Source organism: Amycolatopsis sp. NPDC054798, assembly GCF_053611505.1.
Map to the genome: position 1 here is coordinate 1 of NZ_JBSHAM010000031.1, position 15,630 is coordinate 15,630.

The window sequence follows — 15,630 nt, forward strand, 5'->3', positions numbered from 1 at the left end:
GGGAATCAGATTCCCTCAGGGTTCCCCTCACGGACCTGGTCAGGGAGCTGAAACGACGAACGCCCGGGTCCGGCGCCACAGCGGACACCGGACCCGGGCGAACCGGGGTCTTGCTCAGTTGTCGAGTTCGGCCAGCGCCGCCTTGGCGGCTTCCAGCTCGGCCTCCAGCTGCGCGACCTTCGCGGCCTGCGCCTCGCGGGCGGCGTTGATGACCTCGTCGATCGGGCCGGACAGGTCGTCGTGCAGTTCCTTCGCTGCCCGCGACACCGCCGCGGCCGGGACCGCCAGGCCCTTCGCGACCCACTTCGCGCCGTTCTTCAGCTCGGCCTGCCATTCGCCGTCCGCCGTGCCGGTGACGGTCAGCGTCAGCTCCACGGTGCGGGTCTTCTTCGCCGTCGACGCCGCGGCCTTCGGGCGGCCGCGCTTCGGCTTCGGCGAATCAACGGCCGAGGTCTCTGAAGACCCTTCGGACTCCGGCTTCGAGGCGTCCGCCGGGGCGGCGTCCGAATCGGCCTTCTCCGCGGGAGCGGCAGTGGGCTCGGTGACTTCCGGGGCCTCCGGGGTGCCGGCGGCCTGCGGCGATGACGCCGCCGCCGGCCCGGCCGCAGTGTCCTCGTCGTGCGTCAAGGCTTCCACGGACATTCGTGTCGTCTCCTTGCCCGGATCTGGGTTGGGTACGCGGGCATCTTAGAACATGCGTTCGATGTCCGCACTTTCAGGGGATCAATGCAGGAAGGGACCCTCCCAGCCGGGAGAGCCCCTTCCTGACGGTGAAGAACTTACTCCTCCTTGCCGGAGTTCAGTCCGGAGGAGATGAGGTCCATGACCGACGAGTCGGCGAGCGTGGTGACGTCGCCGATCTGGCGGTTCTCCGCGACGTCGCGCAGCAGCCGGCGCATGATCTTGCCGGAGCGGGTCTTCGGCAGTTCGGCCACGACCATGATCTGCCGCGGCTTCGCGATCGGCCCGATCTCCTTCGCGACGTGGTTGCGCAGCTTCTGCACTGCGTCATCCCCGCCGTCGACAGCGTTGCCGCGCAGGATCACGAACGCGACGATGCCCTGTCCGGTGGTCGGGTCGGTCGCGCCGACGACCGCGGCCTCGGCGACCGTCGGGTGCGACACGAGCGCGGACTCGACCTCGGTGGTCGAGATCCGGTGCCCGGACACGTTCATCACGTCGTCCACGCGGCCGAGCAGCCAGATGTCGCCGTCGCCGTCGTACTTCGCGCCGTCGCCGGCGAAGTAGTAGCCCTGCTCGGAGAAACGGGACCAGTAGGTGTCGCGGAAGCGCTCGTCGTCGCCCCACACGCCGCGCAGCATCGACGGCCACGGCTTGTCCAGCACCAGGTATCCGCCGCCGCCGTGCGGAACCTCGGCGCCGGTGTCGTCCACGACCTTCGCCGAGATGCCCGGCAGCGCGCGCTGCGCGGAACCCGGCTTGGCGGAGGTGACGCCGGGCAGCGGCGAGATCATGATCGCGCCGGTTTCGGTCTGCCACCACGTGTCCACGATCGGCGTCTTGTTCGCGCCGATCTTTTCCCGGTACCAGATCCAGGCTTCGGGGTTGATCGGTTCGCCCACGCTTCCCAGCACCCGCAGCGAGGACAGGTCGTACTTCGCCGGGATGTCCTCGCCCCACTTCATGAAGGTGCGGATCAGCGTCGGCGCGGTGTAGTAGATCGAGACCTTGTACTTCTGGATGATTTCCCAGTGCCGGCCCTCGTGCGGCGTGTTCGGCGTGCCTTCGTAGACGACCTGGGTCACGCGGTTCGCCAGCGGCCCGTACACGATGTACGAGTGCCCGGTGATCCAGCCGATGTCGGCGGTGCACCAGTAGACGTCCTCGCCCGGCTTGTGGTCGAACACGACGTTGTGGGTGTACGCGGTCTGGGTCAGGTAGCCGCCGGAGGTGTGCAGAATGCCCTTCGGCTTACCGGTGGTGCCCGAGGTGTACAGGATGAACAGCGGGTGTTCGGAATCGAACGCTTCCGGCTTGTGCTCTGTGGACTGTCCGTCGACCAGTTCGTGCCACCACAGGTCGCGGCCCTCGGTCCACGGCGTCTCGCCTTCGAGGTCGCTGCCGGTGCGCTTGACGACGATGACCTTCTGCACGGTTTCCGCGCCCTGCAAGGCTTCGTCGACGTTCGCCTTCATCGGCGCGGCCTTGCCCCGGCGGTACTGACCGTCCGAAGTGATCACGATCTTCGCCGCCGCGTCGTCCACCCGCGCGCGCAGTGCCGTCGGCGAGAAGCCGCCGAACACGACGCTGTGCAGTGCGCCGATCCGCGCGCACGCCAGCATCGCGAAAATCGCCTCGGGCACCATCTGCAGCTGAATCGCCACGACGTCCCCGGCGACGACGCCCAGCGACGTCAGCGCGTTCGCGGCCTTGGAGACCTCGTCCTTCAACTGCGCGTAGGTGATGTCGCGGGTGTCGCCCGGCTCGCCGACCCAGTGGATCGCGACCTGGTCCCCGTGGCCGGACTCGACATGGCGGTCCACGCAGTTGTAGGCGACGTTCAGTTTCCCGCCGACGAACCATTTCGCGAACGGCGCATTGGTCCAGTCCAATACCTGAGACCACTTCGTGTCCCACGACAGCCGCTCCGCCTGTCCGGCCCAGAACTGCTCCCGGTCAGCGTCCGCCGTCGCGTACAACTCGGCCTTCGCGTTCGCCTGACCAGCGAATTCGTCGCTGGGGGGAAACGTACGGCTCTCCGTGAGCAGGTTGTCCAACGCTGGGGACTGCTCGGTCATGGTGCAAAGCCTCCTGTAGTGCGAACCCGCGGCTCAGGGAACGCTAGCGACGTTAGTCCGCCTACGACAAGGTTGCAGCCACGTTGCGCGCGCAGCGCCAAGCGATGTGCGGCGAGGCTCAGCCGAGGCGGGCGAGCAGCCGGGCACGGGCGCCCGGCCACTCGGCGTCCGTCATCGAGTAGAGCACCGTGTCGCGGGTCGTGCCGTCCGGACGGATCCGGTGTGCCCGCAGCACCCCCTCGCGCAGCGCGCCGAGCCGTTCGATGGCGCGTTGCGAACGGAGGTTGCGGCTGTCGGTTTCCCACGCGACGCGCTGGGCTCCCCAGTCCTCGAAGGCGTTGCGCAGCAGGAGGAATTTGGCCTCGGTGTTGAGCGCGGTGCGCTGGAAGTCCGCGCCGATCCAGGTGTGCCCGATCGACAGGATCCGGTGCTTCGCTACTACCTGGTAGTAAGAGGTGGTGCCGGCGACGCGGCCGGACGCGAGGTCGATCTGTGCCCACGCGCGGCGGTCCGGGTCGGCGAGCGCGTCCTTCACCATCGTTTCGGCTTCGCCGAGGTCGGCGGGCTGGCGAACGCTCAGCCAGGCCCAGATGGCCGGGTCGGCCCCCGCCTCGAACAGGCCGGGCGCGTGGTCGGGCGTGAGGGGTTCGAGCCGTACGTGGCGGCCGGACAGAATGGGGTGCTCGTTCCAGGTCACGGGCCTACGCTACGACGGCAAGTGGCTGTGTCGAAGTGCCATCTCCCAGTCATTTCAGCAGTCCACTTTCCGGCCGCTTATGCTCGGCGGACCACCCGAGAAAGAGAGCGCGCATGGCCGAGGAACGAGAAAACCTCACCTGGGAGTTGTTCGGTTCGGCGAGCCGGGAGCTGGCGGAGGCGGTGGCCGACGACGGGTTCGCCCCCGACCTCATTCTCTCCATCGCGCGCGGCGGGCTGTTCGTCGCCGGCGCGCTCGGGTACGCGCTCGACGTGAAGAACCTGCACGTGATGAACGTCGAGTTCTACACCGGGGTCGACCAGCGGCTGGACCTTCCGGTCATGCTGCCGCCGGTGCCCAACGTGGTGGATCTCACACACAAGAAGGTGCTGGTCACCGACGACGTCGCGGACACCGGGGCGACGCTCAAGCTCGTTCGGGACTTCTGCGCCGACCACGTCGCGGACGTGCGGTGCGCGGTGGTTTACGAGAAGCCCGCTTCGACGGTGAAGTGCGAGTACGTGTGGAAGCGGACGGACCGGTGGATCAACTTCCCGTGGTCGGTGCTGCCTCCGGTCGTGGAGCGGGCCGGGCAGGTGCTGGACGCATGAGCGATCCACTGAAGCCGTTGCTGGAGCTGGACGGCGTTGCCGCGGCGGCGAAAGCTGCTCAGGACGCCGTCTTCGCCGTGCACCGGCTGCCCGCGAATCTGCGTGGCGGTGCGGAAACCGCCGCCGAAGCTTCGGTTCGCGCGGCGCGGGCTTCGGCGGGGATCGACGGGGCTAATCCCGAATTGCCCGAAGACGGCTCGGTGACCGATCCGCTGCTCGCCGGGGCGCTGCGCGTGGCGGAGAAGCTGGAGTCGTTGCTGCCGACGTGGCGGCGGGCTCCGTTGCAGGCGTTGGCTCGGCTGCATTTGCTGGCCGCGTCGGACGTGGTGGCTGATCCGGATCAGCTCGGCCGTCCGCAGCGCGGCGGCGAGCGGCTGGAGTTGCTGGCCCAGCTCGTCACCGGCGCGACTTCGGTGCCCGGGCCGGTGCTGACCGCGGTCGTGCACGGCGAGCTGCTGGCGTTGGCACCGTTTGGTTCGGCGGACGGGGTGGTCGCCCGGGCGGCGGCGCGGCTGTCGATGGTCGCTACGGGCCTCGATCCCAAGGCGTTGACGGTGCCCGAGGTGGCCTATTTCCGCCGGGTGCCTCGGTATGTCGAACTGGCGCAAGGGTTTGCTGGCGGGACGCCGGACGGCGTGCGCGAGTGGCTGCTCTTCTGCTGCGAATCCTTCGAAACCGGGGCGAACGAGGCTCGGAGCATCTCGTCGGCCGCTGGCTGACAGGTGTGGCCTGACCACATCACTGAACGGCATTCTGTAGTGGCTTGAGCCATGGTCGCCCTGGTCGGAGCGACTTACTGTTTCCGGCCATGACCAGTGACAGTTCCCTCGCCGGGCGCGCTGTGTTGGTGACCGGCGGCGGCAGCGGCATCGGGCTTGCTTGCGTGCGGGCGTTCGGTGCGGCCGGGGCGAAGGTGCACGTGGTGGACGTCGCCGGGGCGGAGGCGGCGGCCGCTGAGGTCGGCGGGCAGGCGCACGTCGTGGACCTGACCGACTCGGCGGCGCTGGAGACACTCCCCGCGGACGTCGACGTGCTCGTCAACAACGCGGGCGTTCAGCACGTCGCGCCGCTGCCGGAATTTCCGCCGGAACGGTTCGCCTTCATTCAGTCCTTGATGGTGACCGCGCCGTTTCTGTTGATCCGCCGGTGTTTGCCCGCGATGTACGCGCGCGGCTGGGGACGGATCGTCAACCTGTCGAGCGTCCACGGCGTGCGGGCGAGTCCGTACAAAGCTGCCTATGTCACGGCGAAACACGCGCTCGAGGGGCTGTCCAAAGTGGCCGCTCTCGAAGGCGCGGAACACGGCGTGACCAGTAACTGCGTGAATCCCGGCTACGTCCGTACGCCGCTCGTCACCGGTCAGCTCGAAGCGCAGGCGGCCGAACACGGTGTGCCGCCGGAGGAAGTGCTGGAGCAGGTTTTGCTGCGCCGCGCCGCGATCAAGCGGCTGATCGAACCCGAGGACGTCGCCGCTCTCGTGCTGTGGCTGTGCGGCGAGTCCGCCGGGCACCTCACCGGTGCGTCGCTTCCCGTTGACGGCGGCTGGACCGCTGGCTGAAATCCCCTTTCCCCACAACAGAGTGGAGTCCACTATGGACAAAAAGCTGCTGCGCGTCGTCGGAGCCGGGCTGATCGGAACCACCATCGAGTGGTACGACTTCTTCCTCTACACCTCGGCCGCCGCGCTGGTCTTCAACAAGCTCTTCTTCCCGACCGCCGACCCGCTTACCGGCACCCTGCTGGCGTTGCTCACCTACGCGGTCGGGTTCCTCGCCCGGCCGATCGGCGGACTCGTGTTCGGGCACTTCGGCGACCGGATCGGACGCAAGAAGCTGCTGGTCGTGAGCCTGCTGCTGATGGGCGGCTCGACGTTCGCGATGGGATTGCTGCCTACGCACAGCGCGGTCGGCGTGCTCGCGCCGATTCTGTTGACCTTGCTGCGGCTGATCCAAGGCTTCGCCCTCGGCGGCGAATGGGGCGGAGCGGTCCTGCTGGTTTCCGAGCACGGCGACGATCGGCGTCGCGGATTCTGGGCGTCTTGGCCGCAGACTGGCGTTCCGGCGGGGAACCTGCTGGCCACAGCGGTGCTCGCGATCCTGGCGTCAGCCCAGTCGGACGCGGCCTTCCAGGCTTGGGGCTGGCGGGTTCCGTTCCTGTTGTCCGGCGTACTGGTCGTGCTTGGCCTGTGGATCCGGCTGGCGGTTTCGGAATCGCCGGTGTTCATCGCGGCGAAGGCCGCTGCGGACGAGCGTGAGCAGGCACCGATTGTCGACGTCTTCCGCGGCCACTTCCGCGCGCTGGCGGTGACGTTCGGCGCGCGTATCGCGGAAAACGTGTCCTACTACGTGATCACCGCGTTCATTCTCGTGTACGTGACCACCGGGCTCGGGCTGCCGAAGGCCACTGGGCTGACCGCGGTGCTCGTCGCATCCGCAGTGCATTTCGTGACGATTCCCTTGTGGGGGTTGCTGTCTGACAAGATCGGCCGGAAACCGGTGTACCTGTTCGGCGTGGTCGGCATGGCCGCGTGGTCGTTCGGGTTCTTCTGGCTGCTCGACTTGCGCACGACCTGGTCGGTGATCGGCGCGGCGGTGATCGGGCTGGTGGTGCACGGCGCGATGTACGGGCCGCAGGCGGCGTTCTTCGCGGAACAATTCCCGACGCGGGTGCGCTACACCGGGCTTTCGGTCGGCGGTCAGCTGTCGTCCATCGCGGCCGGTGCGGTCGCGCCGCTGATCGCGGTGGCGCTGTTCGAGGCGTACCACTCCACGGTGCCGGTTTCGGTCTACGTCGTCGCGATGTGCCTGTTGTCGCTGGTCGCACTGCTCGCTGCCCGCGAGACGCGCGGCGCGTCGTTGCACGAGACGGCGGCTGAACGGCAGGCTTCAATGACAGCATGACGGGTGTGGACCCCACTGCCGAGGCGTATCGCCGGCTGCTCGAACTGCTCGCCGCCGGAGCGAGCAGCGAGCAGCTCGCGCACGTCGCCGCCCGGGGGTTGTCCGCGGAGCAGTCCGCCGCGATCGGTTCGGCGACCGAGCTGGCGTTGCGGATCCGCGAGACGCTCAGCGAGCACCGGCGGCGGGAAGCCGAGCTGACCGCGTTGTTCGACACTGCGAGCGATCTTGCCCGGCTGCGCGATCCGGACGCGGTGCTGCGGTCGATCGTCCGGCGTGCGCGGACGTTGCTGGGCGTGGATGTTTCGTACCTCAGCCTCAACGACGAGGCGAACGGCGAGACCTACATCCGGGTCACGGACGGGTCGGTTTCCGCGCTGTTCCAGCAGATTGTGCTCGGGATGGGCGAAGGGCTCGGCGGGCTGGTGGCGCAGACTGCGCGTCCCTACGCGACCGCGGACTATTTCGAGGACGAGCGGTTCCGGCATACGAACCCGATCGACGCGGGCGTTCGCGAGGAAGGGCTCAAGGCGATCCTTGGCGTGCCGTTGGCGATCGGCGGCAAGGTGCTGGGCGTGTTGTACGCGTCCGACCGGTCGTCGCGGGCGTTCTCGACGGCGGAGGTCGCGTTGCTGTCGTCGTTGGCCGCGCACGCCGCGATCGCGCTGGACACTGCGCATTTGCTGGAAGAAACGCGTTCGGCGGCTGCGGAGCTGAATGCGGCCAACGCGACGATGCGCCGGGCTGACGACGCGCACGACCGGCTGATGGACCTCGTGCTCGGCGGCGCGGATTTGCCTGCGGTGGCAGCGGAAGTGGCCGGAGTCTTGCGTGGCTCGATTGCCGTGCACGACGAGGAAGGCGGGTTGCTCGCCGGTACCGCGGTGGCTTTCGACGCGGCCGCAGTGGCTTCGTCACACGCCAACGGCCGCGCAGTATCCACAAAGGACTTCTGGGTCTGCGCGGTGCGAGCGGGTCGCGAATTGCTCGGCAGCCTGACGTTGTCCGGACGGCCGGAGCTGGCCGGGGACGACCGTCGCCTCTTTGAACGGGCTGCGGTTGTCACGGCCTTGTTGTTGCTGCTGCGCCGTTCCGTGGCTCAGGCCGAGGACCAGGTGCGCGGGGAGTTGCTGACGGACTTGCTCACCGCGCCGACCCGCAACCCGGGTTCGCTGGTGGCTCGCGCACGTCGGCTGGGCGTCGATTTGTCGGCACCGCACGCGGTTTTGGTCGCGCACGCGGCCGGGATTTCCCGGCGTGGGCTCGCCGCGGCCTGTGCGCGGTACGGCGATTTGGTCGGTGTGCACGCGGAGCAGGTCGTCGCGCTCGCGCCGGATCAGCCTGCGGCAGCGCGAATCGCGGCGGAGCTGAAGTCCGTTGTGGACTGTCCGGTGACGGTCGGTGCGGCTGGTCCGGCAAGCGGGCCGGAAGCGTTGGCGCAGGCGTACACCGAAGCTGTTCGATGTGTGAATACTCTGCTGGCTCTCGGCCGCGAGGGCGACGGCGCGGCGATGTCCGATCTCGGATTCCTCGGCGTTCTGCTCGGCCGCCATTCCGACCTGTCCGGCTACGTCCGGGCGACGCTCGGTCCAGTCCTCGACTACGACGCCCGCCGCGGCACTGACCTCATCGGCACGCTGCGCGCGTACTACGCGGCTGGCGGGAATTTGGCGCGGGCAAAGGAAACCCTGCACGTCCACGTCAACACGGTGGCGCAACGGATGGAACGCCTCACCGTGCTGCTGGGCGAGGATTGGCGCGAGCCCGAACGGTCACTGGAGATCCAGCTCGCGCTGCGCGTGCATCAACTCGGCGGCTGACGGACTCCAGCGAGAATCAAGTCAAGCATTCGGTCCAGCTGCTCCGGCCCGCCCGGCAGCGTCCGCATACTGCACGCGCCAACGACGGTCACGACGACGTCTTGCGCGCGCACGTCCGCTCGCAGCGTGCCGTCTGCCGCGCCCGCGTCCATGATCAGCTGGACAGCCTCGGTCAGCTCCGCGCGTACCTGAGTCATGTCGACCGTGCCTGCTTCGATAATCGCGCGCAGTGTGTCGGCCATGTCGTGCTTAGTGCTCGCGTACTCGGCGAAGCGGTCCATCCACCGACGTAGTGCGCGAAGCGGCTTCTCGGTCTCGAGCAGCTTCGGTGCGCTCGCGACAACCTGCGCCAACTCGTCCCGGTACAGCGCTTCGACCAACGCTTCGCGGGTAGGGAAGTGACGGTAGAGCGTGCCGATGCCGACGCCTGCTTCGCGCGCGACTCGCTCCAGCGTGACGGGCTCGTCGCCTTCGCCGAACGCTTTGCGGGCAGCAGCGAGCAAGCGGAGACGGTTGCGTTCGGCGTCCGCGCGCGGCTTCTTAGGGCTCGACAAAGCGGAGGGTCCTCCGTTTCTGCTACAGTGGTGATACGGAGGCGCCTCCGCATCACCTTCCACTATGCCACGGCAGGAGTCTTTCCTCATGACGGCAGCCACTTCCCCCGGCGGCACCGCGAAGCTCGCCGGCCACGAGGTCGCGCGGATCGGTTACGGCGTGATGCAGCTCGGCCGTCCCGGAACCAACCGCGCTGACCAGGTAGAACTGCTGCGCTCCGCAGCGAAGGCGGGCGTGAACCACCTGGACACGGCCCAGTTCTACAGCGACGGCCGGTGCAACGAGCTGATCCGCGAAGCCTTCTCGCCCTATCCGGACGACCTGGTCGTGGTGACCAAGGTCGGTGCCGAGGAAGGATCGCAAGGGCTCCGGCTCGCGCAACAGCCAGCGCAGCTTCGCGAGCAGGTCGAGGCCAACCTCGCCACACTCGGTGTCGACCAGCTCGACGTGGTCAACCTGCGCCGGGCGGACGCCGGACCCGGCCTGATCGCGGAAGGCGACCAAATCGTCGACATCGACGACCAGCTCGCCGAGCTGATCTCCCTGCGCGACGCCGGGAAGATCGGCTCGCTCGGGCTGAGCAACGTGTCAGCCGACCAGCTCCGGCATGCGCTCGGAGCCGGGATCGTCTGCGTGCAGAACTCCTACAACGTGCTCTACCGTGCCACCGAACCGGTGCTGGAGCTGTGCCGGGAACTCGGGATCGCCTGGGTGCCGTACTTCCCGCTGGGGTCCGCGTTCGAGCAGGGCCAGGACGTGCGCGGCAATCCGGTCGTGACCGGGATCGCGGCCGAACTCGGCTGTACCCCGGCGCAGGTCGCCCTGGCCTGGCTGTTGCAGCGCTACGACGACACACTGCTGATCGCGGGCACGGCGACGCGAGCGCATCTCGCCGAAAACCTCGCTGCCGGCCAGGTACAGCTGCCCGCCGAAGCGGTAGCTGCCCTGAACCGGCTCGGCTGACCTCAGAAGTTCAACGCCGCGATCCGCTCGACGTCGGCGAGGATGTTGATCTCCGTGATCAGCCCGTCGGACACGGTGAACGACAGCACCGAAACCGGCTTCCCGTCGCGCAGGGCGACGATGCCGGGACCGCCGTTGACGGTCGCGTACTGCGACACCATGCCGGTCGGCCGGAACCGCGACGCGTTGCCCGCGACCTCGGCCGCGCCGCGCACGACCTTCGAGTCCGGGCCGCCGGTGTCGACGCGCAGCAAAGCGTCCGGATGCAGAAGGGTGACGAGCCCTTCGAAGTTGCCGCCGCGGGCCGCGGTGAGCCAGGCGTCCGCGATTTTGCGCTGCTGGGCGCGGTCTGGCGGACCGGCCGGCGTCGCGCCCTGCACACGCCGCCGCGCCCGGCTCGCCAATTGCCGTACCGCTGCGGTGTTCTTGTCGAGCATTGTCGCGATCTCGTCGAAGGGCACGGCGAACATGTCGTGCAGGACGAAGGCGAGCCGCTCCGCCGGGTCGAGCGCCTCCAGCACCACCAGCAGCGCGAGCCCGACCGAGTCCGCGAGGACCTCCTGCTCCGCCGGATCGACGCCGTCCCCGGTTTCCACGACGGGGTCGGGCACCCGGATGTCCAGCGGGTCCTCGCGGCGGGTCGCGCGCGAACGCAGCATGTTGAGGCATTGCCGCGACACGATCGTCGTCAGCCAGCTGCCGGTGTTGCGAATGTCCTCCCCGGACGACCGCGTCACCCGCAGCCAGGTCTCCTGGATGGCGTCGTCGGCCTCGGCGAACGAACCGAGCATCCGGTACGCCACCGCCCGCAACCTGGGCCGATGCTCCTCGAACTGAGCCGCCCAAAAATTCTCGTCCTGTTTTTCGTCCCGCACTGTCACATCTTCTCCTTGGGCCGGGTCCTACCACCAAGACCCGCCGAACGCGGCGGACGTGACAGGAGGAGATCACCATGCAGGCTCGGATGACCCACCCGATCAAGGTGCACCCGGAAGCGATGAAGGCGCTGATGGCGCTGGCCACCGCCACGAAGGACAGCACCGTGCCCGCGACCACGCACCACCTGATCCACCTGCGGGCCAGCCAGATCAACGGCTGCAGCGTGTGCGTCGATCTGCACGCCCGCGAGATGAAGGAGGCCGGCGAGAAGGACGAGCGGATCTGGGCCGTCGGCGCGTGGCGCGAATCGCCGTACTTCACCGACGCCGAACGCGCCGCGCTGGAACTCGCCGAGTGCGTGACGCGGCTGGCCGACCAGTCGGACCCGATCCCGGACGAGGTCTGGGACGCCGCCGCGGACATCTACGACGAGAAGGAACTGTCGGCGCTGCTGCTGTCCATCGCCGGGATCAACGTGTGGAACCGGCTCAACGCCGCGATCCGCCAGCCGGTCGGATCGTTCTGAAACGCACTGGGGGTGTTGCCGGGGCGGCGGTGCGGGGATCCGCCGCCGCTTCCGGCAGCTTCACACACTCGCTGGCAGCTGATCCCGGATCGCGGCGACGGCGGCTCGCGGATCGTCGGCCCAGAAGTCGAGCTGAGTGATTTCGACGGCGCCCTTGCGGCCGAGATCGACCACCTGCGGTTCGCGCAGGGCGACCGAGAGGTTGGTCGACTGGTTGATTCCCACTGCCAGCACGCCGTCTTCGGGCACGGTGACGCCGCCCCGCGCGCGCAGCGATCGGCTCACCTGCCGGACGGAATCGATGCTGGACAACGGAATCCGGCAGTCGAAAAAGGAAAGATAGCGCACCCGCAGCGCGTCCTTGCCGACTGAGTGCGGGTACTTGTAGAGCGTCGCGACGAGCGCGAGGAACCAGAGCGCGCCGAGGATTTCCAGTACCAGCAACGCGATCCGCAGTGGTACGGACTTCACCACCACCTCGACCAGTGCGATGTCGACCGGGTTGACCGCCAGCATCACCCAGAACAGCGGACGGATGCCACGGCTGTAGTGGATCGCGACGCCGTCCGGCGGCACGTCGGCCCGGCGGTGGAACACGAGCGACAACGCCCTCGCCAGTATCAGCACTTGTCTTTTCACGGTGCCCCCAGTGTCAGTCGGCGGTACCCAGCCGCGCGGCCCACTTCTCCTCTATTCTCCCGAATTTCCAGATCGCGAACGCGGCCAACCAGGTGACGACGAACAGTCCGACGATCGCGAAGCCCACGTAGTCCAGGTCCACCGAGGCGATCGCGGCGAGCGGGCCAGAGGTAATGCCGAGCTTCTCCGCGAGCAGTGTCACCAGTTCGATGGTCCCGATGCCGAGCGCGACCGCTACGGAAAGCGCGGTGACCGTGAGGTTGTAATAAATCTTCCGGATCGGCCGGGAGAACGCCCAGCCGTAGGCGTAGTTCATGAGCACGCCGTCCGCGGCGTCGAACAGGCTCATCCCGGCGGCGAACAGGATCGGCAGCACGAGAATCGCGTACCAGGGCAAGGCGAACGCGGCCGCGCCCGCGGCGAGCACGAGCAGCCCGATTTCCGTCGCGGTGTCGAAACCGAGTCCGAAAAGGACTCCCACCGGATAGATGTGCCACGGCTTCCGCACCGCTTTGGTCGCCCCGCGCAACAGCCGGTTCATCAGGCCGCGGTTGTCGAGATGGCGTTCGAGTTCGGCCTCGTCCAGTTCGCCGCGGCGCATCCCGGCGAACACGCGCGCGAGCCCGACGAGTACGACGAGGTTCATGATCGCGATGAGGTACAGGAAAATCCCGGACACCGACGTCCCGATCAGCCCGGTCGTCTCGTGCAGCGCGGAACCGTCGTCCTCCAGCTGTCCGGCGATCGCGCGGACGCCCATCGACAGCAGCAGGCACAGCGCGAAGACGATCGTGGAATGCCCGAGGGAGAACCAGAACCCGACCGACAGCGGACGCTGCCCGTCGGCCATCAGCTTGCGCGTGGTGTTGTCGATGGCGGCGATGTGGTCGGCGTCGAAGGCGTGCCGCATGCCAAGCGTGAACGCGGTGACGCCGAGGCCGATGCCGAAGGTGCCGCCCGCGCCGAGCGCGTAATGCCGAGGCGCGACAACCAGAACCAGCAAACCCCAGCCGACGAGATTGAGCAGCAGGATCACGGCCGCCATGCCGCCGATCGACCAACGGTCGCCGCGAGTGAGCCGCTGCGTCATCGTCGTCCTCTCGCTCACCGGAAAGCCGTGAAGGGCTCCTTGCCGGAATCAGATTCCCGCAAGGAGCCCTTCACAGACAATCAGGTAAAGCTCAGCCGGCGCGCAGGTGCAGCGAATCGAGCGCCTTGCGCACGTGCCCGCCCGCAGCGGACAGCGCCTCGGCGGAGCGGGTGACATCGCTGCCGGACAGCAGGTGCACGAGCGCCACCTTGAGGTCGCCACCGGCTTCGGTGAGCGCGTCCGAGCAGTCGGCCATCGTCATGCCGGTCGCTTCCTGCAGGATCCGGATGGTGCGGCCGCGCAGCTTCGCGTTCGTCGCGCGCATGCTCACCATCAGGTTCGAGTACGTCTTGCCCAGCTTGATCATCGTCGCGCTGGAGAACGCGGTGAGGATCAGCTTCTGCGCCGTGCCCGCCTTCATCCGGGTCGAGCCCGCGATGGCTTCCGGGCCGGTGGCGACGGCGATCAGCACGTCCACGCCAGGCGGTTGCGCGGCGCGCGGGTTGGCCGAGACGAGCCCGGTGTGCGCGCTGATCCGGCTGGCCTCGGCGAGCGCGCCGAGCACGTACGGCGTGCGCCCGGAGGCGGCGAGGCCGAGCACGAAGTCGCCCGGCCGCACCGAGAGGGCGATTTCCGCCGCACCGGCGTCCGCGTCGTCCTCAGCGTTCTCGACGGCCTGCCGCAGCGCCTTCTCCCCGCCCGCGTGGTGGGCGACGAACCAGTCGCCGGGCACGTTGAACGTCGGCACCAGCTCGGCGGCGTCCAGCGTCGCCAGGCGGCCAGAGGTGCCCGCGCCGACGTAATGCACGCGCCCCCCGCCGCGCAACGCCTCGACGGCGTAGTCGACCGCGCGGGCCAGTTGCGGCAGCACCGCGGCCACCGCGTCCGGCACCCGGCGGTCCTCGGCGTTGATCGCGCCGAGGATCCCCATGGTGGACATCAGATCGATGTCCACCGTGCGCGGGTTTCGTTGTTCGGTAGGCGAATCGACGTGCACCGTCTGGCAGGGGACGGACATCAGATCCTCGCTTCTTGGTTCACTTGCCGGTTTCCCGCGGACGACGACGACCGTCAGGTCTGACCCCGAGCCGGTGCGAGCCGACCGCGTCCCTCGTGGCGTCCAACGCGCTGACCGACGCCTCCATGTGACGCTGTGCGACGCCGATGAAGAGGCAGTCGATCACGGTCAGCTGGGCGATCCGGCTCGCGGTCGCCCCCGACCGGAAGGTCGTTTCGCGGGCCGCCGTGGTGAGCACGTGGTCGGCGACCTCGGTGATCGGCGAGCGCGGGAAGTTCGTGACCGCGACGGTCACCGCGCCGTGCTCGCGCGCGACCCGCAGCGCCTCGACCGTGTCCGTGGTCGCGCCGGTGTGCGAGACGCCGATCGCGACGTCGCCCGGCTTCAGCACGGCGGCCGAGGTCAGCATGATGTGCGTGTCCGACCAGGAGAAACTGACCCGGCCGATCCGGTGCAGCTTCTGCTGCAGGTCAGCGGCGACGAAAGCGCTTGCGCCCACGCCGTACACGTCGACCCGGCCGGCTTCGGCGACAAGGTCGATGACGCTCTGCAGCGACGCGACGTCGAGCTGGTCCGCGGTCTCTTCGACAGCGCGCGCGTCGGCGAAGCTGACCTTGCCGATGACGGCCGCCAGGTCGTCGCCGGGGCCGATCTCGCCGCCGAGGTTGCGCGAGGAGCGCGCCTCGGTGCGGGCGGTGTCCGCGGCGAGCGCGATGCGCAGCTGCGGGTAGCCGCCGACGCCGACGGCCTTGCAGAAGCGCGTGACGGTGGTCTCGGAGGTGTTCGCGGCGAGCGCGACCTCGGTGATGCTGCGGCGCGCGACGGCGGCCGGATCCTCGAGGACGACCTTCGCGACGCGCTGCTCGGCCCGGGCGAGTCCGGGCAGCAGAGAGCGGATGCGGACCAGAGGGCTCGCATCGGCGTCGCGCCCCGTCGTCTGACCAGCGAAGTGCTCAGAGGGTGCGCTGCTGACTACGGAATCAGTATCATCCGCCGTCGGAAAGTTACTAACCGTTGGCATTTGCGACAAGGCTACCCACATCCTTCGGCAGAACCACAACCCGTCCGTGTCTGCGGACTTCGGTTTGCGATTAATCGTTGTCAAGAAAGTCGCCAACCGGGTCCACCGCGTTAACGAGCTCAAGCTAACGACTTGGCAACTAAGTGTGTCTAGCG

16 protein-coding genes are annotated in these 15,630 nt (G+C 68.4%); 7 read left to right on the top strand and 9 right to left on the bottom strand.

Annotation, left to right across the window (positions count from 1 at the left end):
• Positions 1–114: 114 nt before the first annotated feature.
• The 3 genes from ACWGIC_RS20345 to ACWGIC_RS20355 all read right to left on the bottom strand — a co-directional run bounded on the left by ACWGIC_RS20345 (position 115) and on the right by ACWGIC_RS20355 (position 3,456).
• A complete protein-coding gene (locus ACWGIC_RS20345; RefSeq protein ID WP_452077497.1) occupies positions 115–642 on the bottom strand; it encodes a DUF6319 family protein in 528 nt (175 codons plus the stop codon).
• A gap of 137 nt (positions 643–779) precedes the next feature.
• Entirely contained in the window at positions 780–2,759 is a 1,980-nt protein-coding gene (gene acs / locus ACWGIC_RS20350) for an acetate--CoA ligase (RefSeq protein ID WP_452077498.1), read from the bottom strand.
• A 118-nt stretch (positions 2,760–2,877) separates the two neighbouring features.
• The gene (locus tag ACWGIC_RS20355; protein WP_452077499.1) at positions 2,878–3,456 is read right to left on the bottom strand and encodes a GNAT family N-acetyltransferase; all 579 of its coding nucleotides are present in this window, start codon (positions 3,454–3,456) and stop codon (positions 2,878–2,880) included.
• A gap of 113 nt (positions 3,457–3,569) precedes the next feature.
• Here ACWGIC_RS20355 and ACWGIC_RS20360 point away from each other — a divergent pair, with 113 nt between their 5' ends.
• The 5 genes from ACWGIC_RS20360 to ACWGIC_RS20380 all read left to right on the top strand — a co-directional run bounded on the left by ACWGIC_RS20360 (position 3,570) and on the right by ACWGIC_RS20380 (position 8,784).
• Positions 3,570–4,067, top strand: coding sequence for a phosphoribosyltransferase (locus ACWGIC_RS20360; RefSeq protein WP_452077500.1), 498 nt, complete (start codon positions 3,570–3,572; stop codon positions 4,065–4,067).
• A complete protein-coding gene (locus ACWGIC_RS20365) occupies positions 4,064–4,786 on the top strand; it encodes an oxidoreductase (RefSeq protein ID WP_452077501.1) in 723 nt (240 codons plus the stop codon). Before ACWGIC_RS20360 ends, ACWGIC_RS20365 begins: the two co-directional genes overlap by 4 nt.
• Positions 4,787–4,875: 89 nt before the next feature.
• Positions 4,876–5,625 (top strand): 3-hydroxybutyrate dehydrogenase, encoded by a 750-nt coding sequence (locus tag ACWGIC_RS20370; protein ID WP_452077502.1) that lies wholly within the window; start codon positions 4,876–4,878, stop codon positions 5,623–5,625.
• A 34-nt stretch (positions 5,626–5,659) separates the two neighbouring features.
• A complete protein-coding gene (locus tag ACWGIC_RS20375) occupies positions 5,660–6,967 on the top strand; it encodes an MFS transporter (RefSeq protein WP_452077503.1) in 1,308 nt (435 codons plus the stop codon).
• Complete coding sequence (locus ACWGIC_RS20380; protein WP_452077504.1) at positions 6,964–8,784, top strand: helix-turn-helix domain-containing protein; 1,821 nt, start codon at positions 6,964–6,966, stop codon at positions 8,782–8,784. The genes ACWGIC_RS20375 and ACWGIC_RS20380 overlap by 4 nt, the downstream gene beginning before the upstream one ends.
• On the opposite strand, the gene ACWGIC_RS20385 is transcribed toward ACWGIC_RS20380, so the two are convergent.
• The gene (locus tag ACWGIC_RS20385; protein WP_452077505.1) at positions 8,769–9,338 is read right to left on the bottom strand and encodes a TetR/AcrR family transcriptional regulator; all 570 of its coding nucleotides are present in this window, start codon (positions 9,336–9,338) and stop codon (positions 8,769–8,771) included. The two genes, ACWGIC_RS20380 and ACWGIC_RS20385, sit on opposite strands and share 16 nt — an antisense overlap.
• Before the next feature lie 88 nt (positions 9,339–9,426).
• On the opposite strand from ACWGIC_RS20385, the gene ACWGIC_RS20390 reads away from it, so the two are divergent.
• Entirely contained in the window at positions 9,427–10,302 is an 876-nt protein-coding gene (locus ACWGIC_RS20390) for an aldo/keto reductase (RefSeq protein WP_452077506.1), read from the top strand.
• 2 nt (positions 10,303–10,304) lie between these two features.
• Here the strand turns inward: ACWGIC_RS20390 and ACWGIC_RS20395 are convergent, their stop codons facing one another.
• On the bottom strand, positions 10,305–11,183 hold the full coding sequence (locus ACWGIC_RS20395) for a sigma-70 family RNA polymerase sigma factor (protein ID WP_452077507.1): 879 nt from the start codon (positions 11,181–11,183) through the stop codon (positions 10,305–10,307).
• A 71-nt stretch (positions 11,184–11,254) separates the two neighbouring features.
• Here ACWGIC_RS20395 and ACWGIC_RS20400 point away from each other — a divergent pair, with 71 nt between their 5' ends.
• Complete coding sequence (locus tag ACWGIC_RS20400) at positions 11,255–11,707, top strand: carboxymuconolactone decarboxylase family protein (protein WP_452077508.1); 453 nt, start codon at positions 11,255–11,257, stop codon at positions 11,705–11,707.
• 60 nt (positions 11,708–11,767) lie between these two features.
• Here the strand turns inward: ACWGIC_RS20400 and ACWGIC_RS20405 are convergent, their stop codons facing one another.
• From ACWGIC_RS20405 to ACWGIC_RS20420, 4 genes are all read right to left on the bottom strand, one after another.
• Positions 11,768–12,346 carry a hypothetical protein gene (locus ACWGIC_RS20405; RefSeq protein WP_452077509.1) on the bottom strand — a complete coding sequence of 193 codons (579 nt, stop codon included), beginning with the start codon at positions 12,344–12,346 and terminating at the stop codon, positions 11,768–11,770.
• 13 nt (positions 12,347–12,359) lie between these two features.
• On the bottom strand, positions 12,360–13,436 hold the full coding sequence (locus ACWGIC_RS20410) for a HoxN/HupN/NixA family nickel/cobalt transporter (RefSeq protein ID WP_452077510.1): 1,077 nt from the start codon (positions 13,434–13,436) through the stop codon (positions 12,360–12,362).
• Positions 13,437–13,527: 91 nt separating this feature from the next.
• Positions 13,528–14,457, bottom strand: a complete 930-nt coding sequence (locus ACWGIC_RS20415) for an N-acetylmuramic acid 6-phosphate etherase (protein ID WP_452077583.1) — start codon at positions 14,455–14,457, stop codon at positions 13,528–13,530.
• Positions 14,458–14,473: 16 nt separating this feature from the next.
• The gene (locus ACWGIC_RS20420; protein WP_452077511.1) at positions 14,474–15,475 is read right to left on the bottom strand and encodes a MurR/RpiR family transcriptional regulator; all 1,002 of its coding nucleotides are present in this window, start codon (positions 15,473–15,475) and stop codon (positions 14,474–14,476) included.
• Between the last annotated feature and the right edge of the window lie 155 nt (positions 15,476–15,630).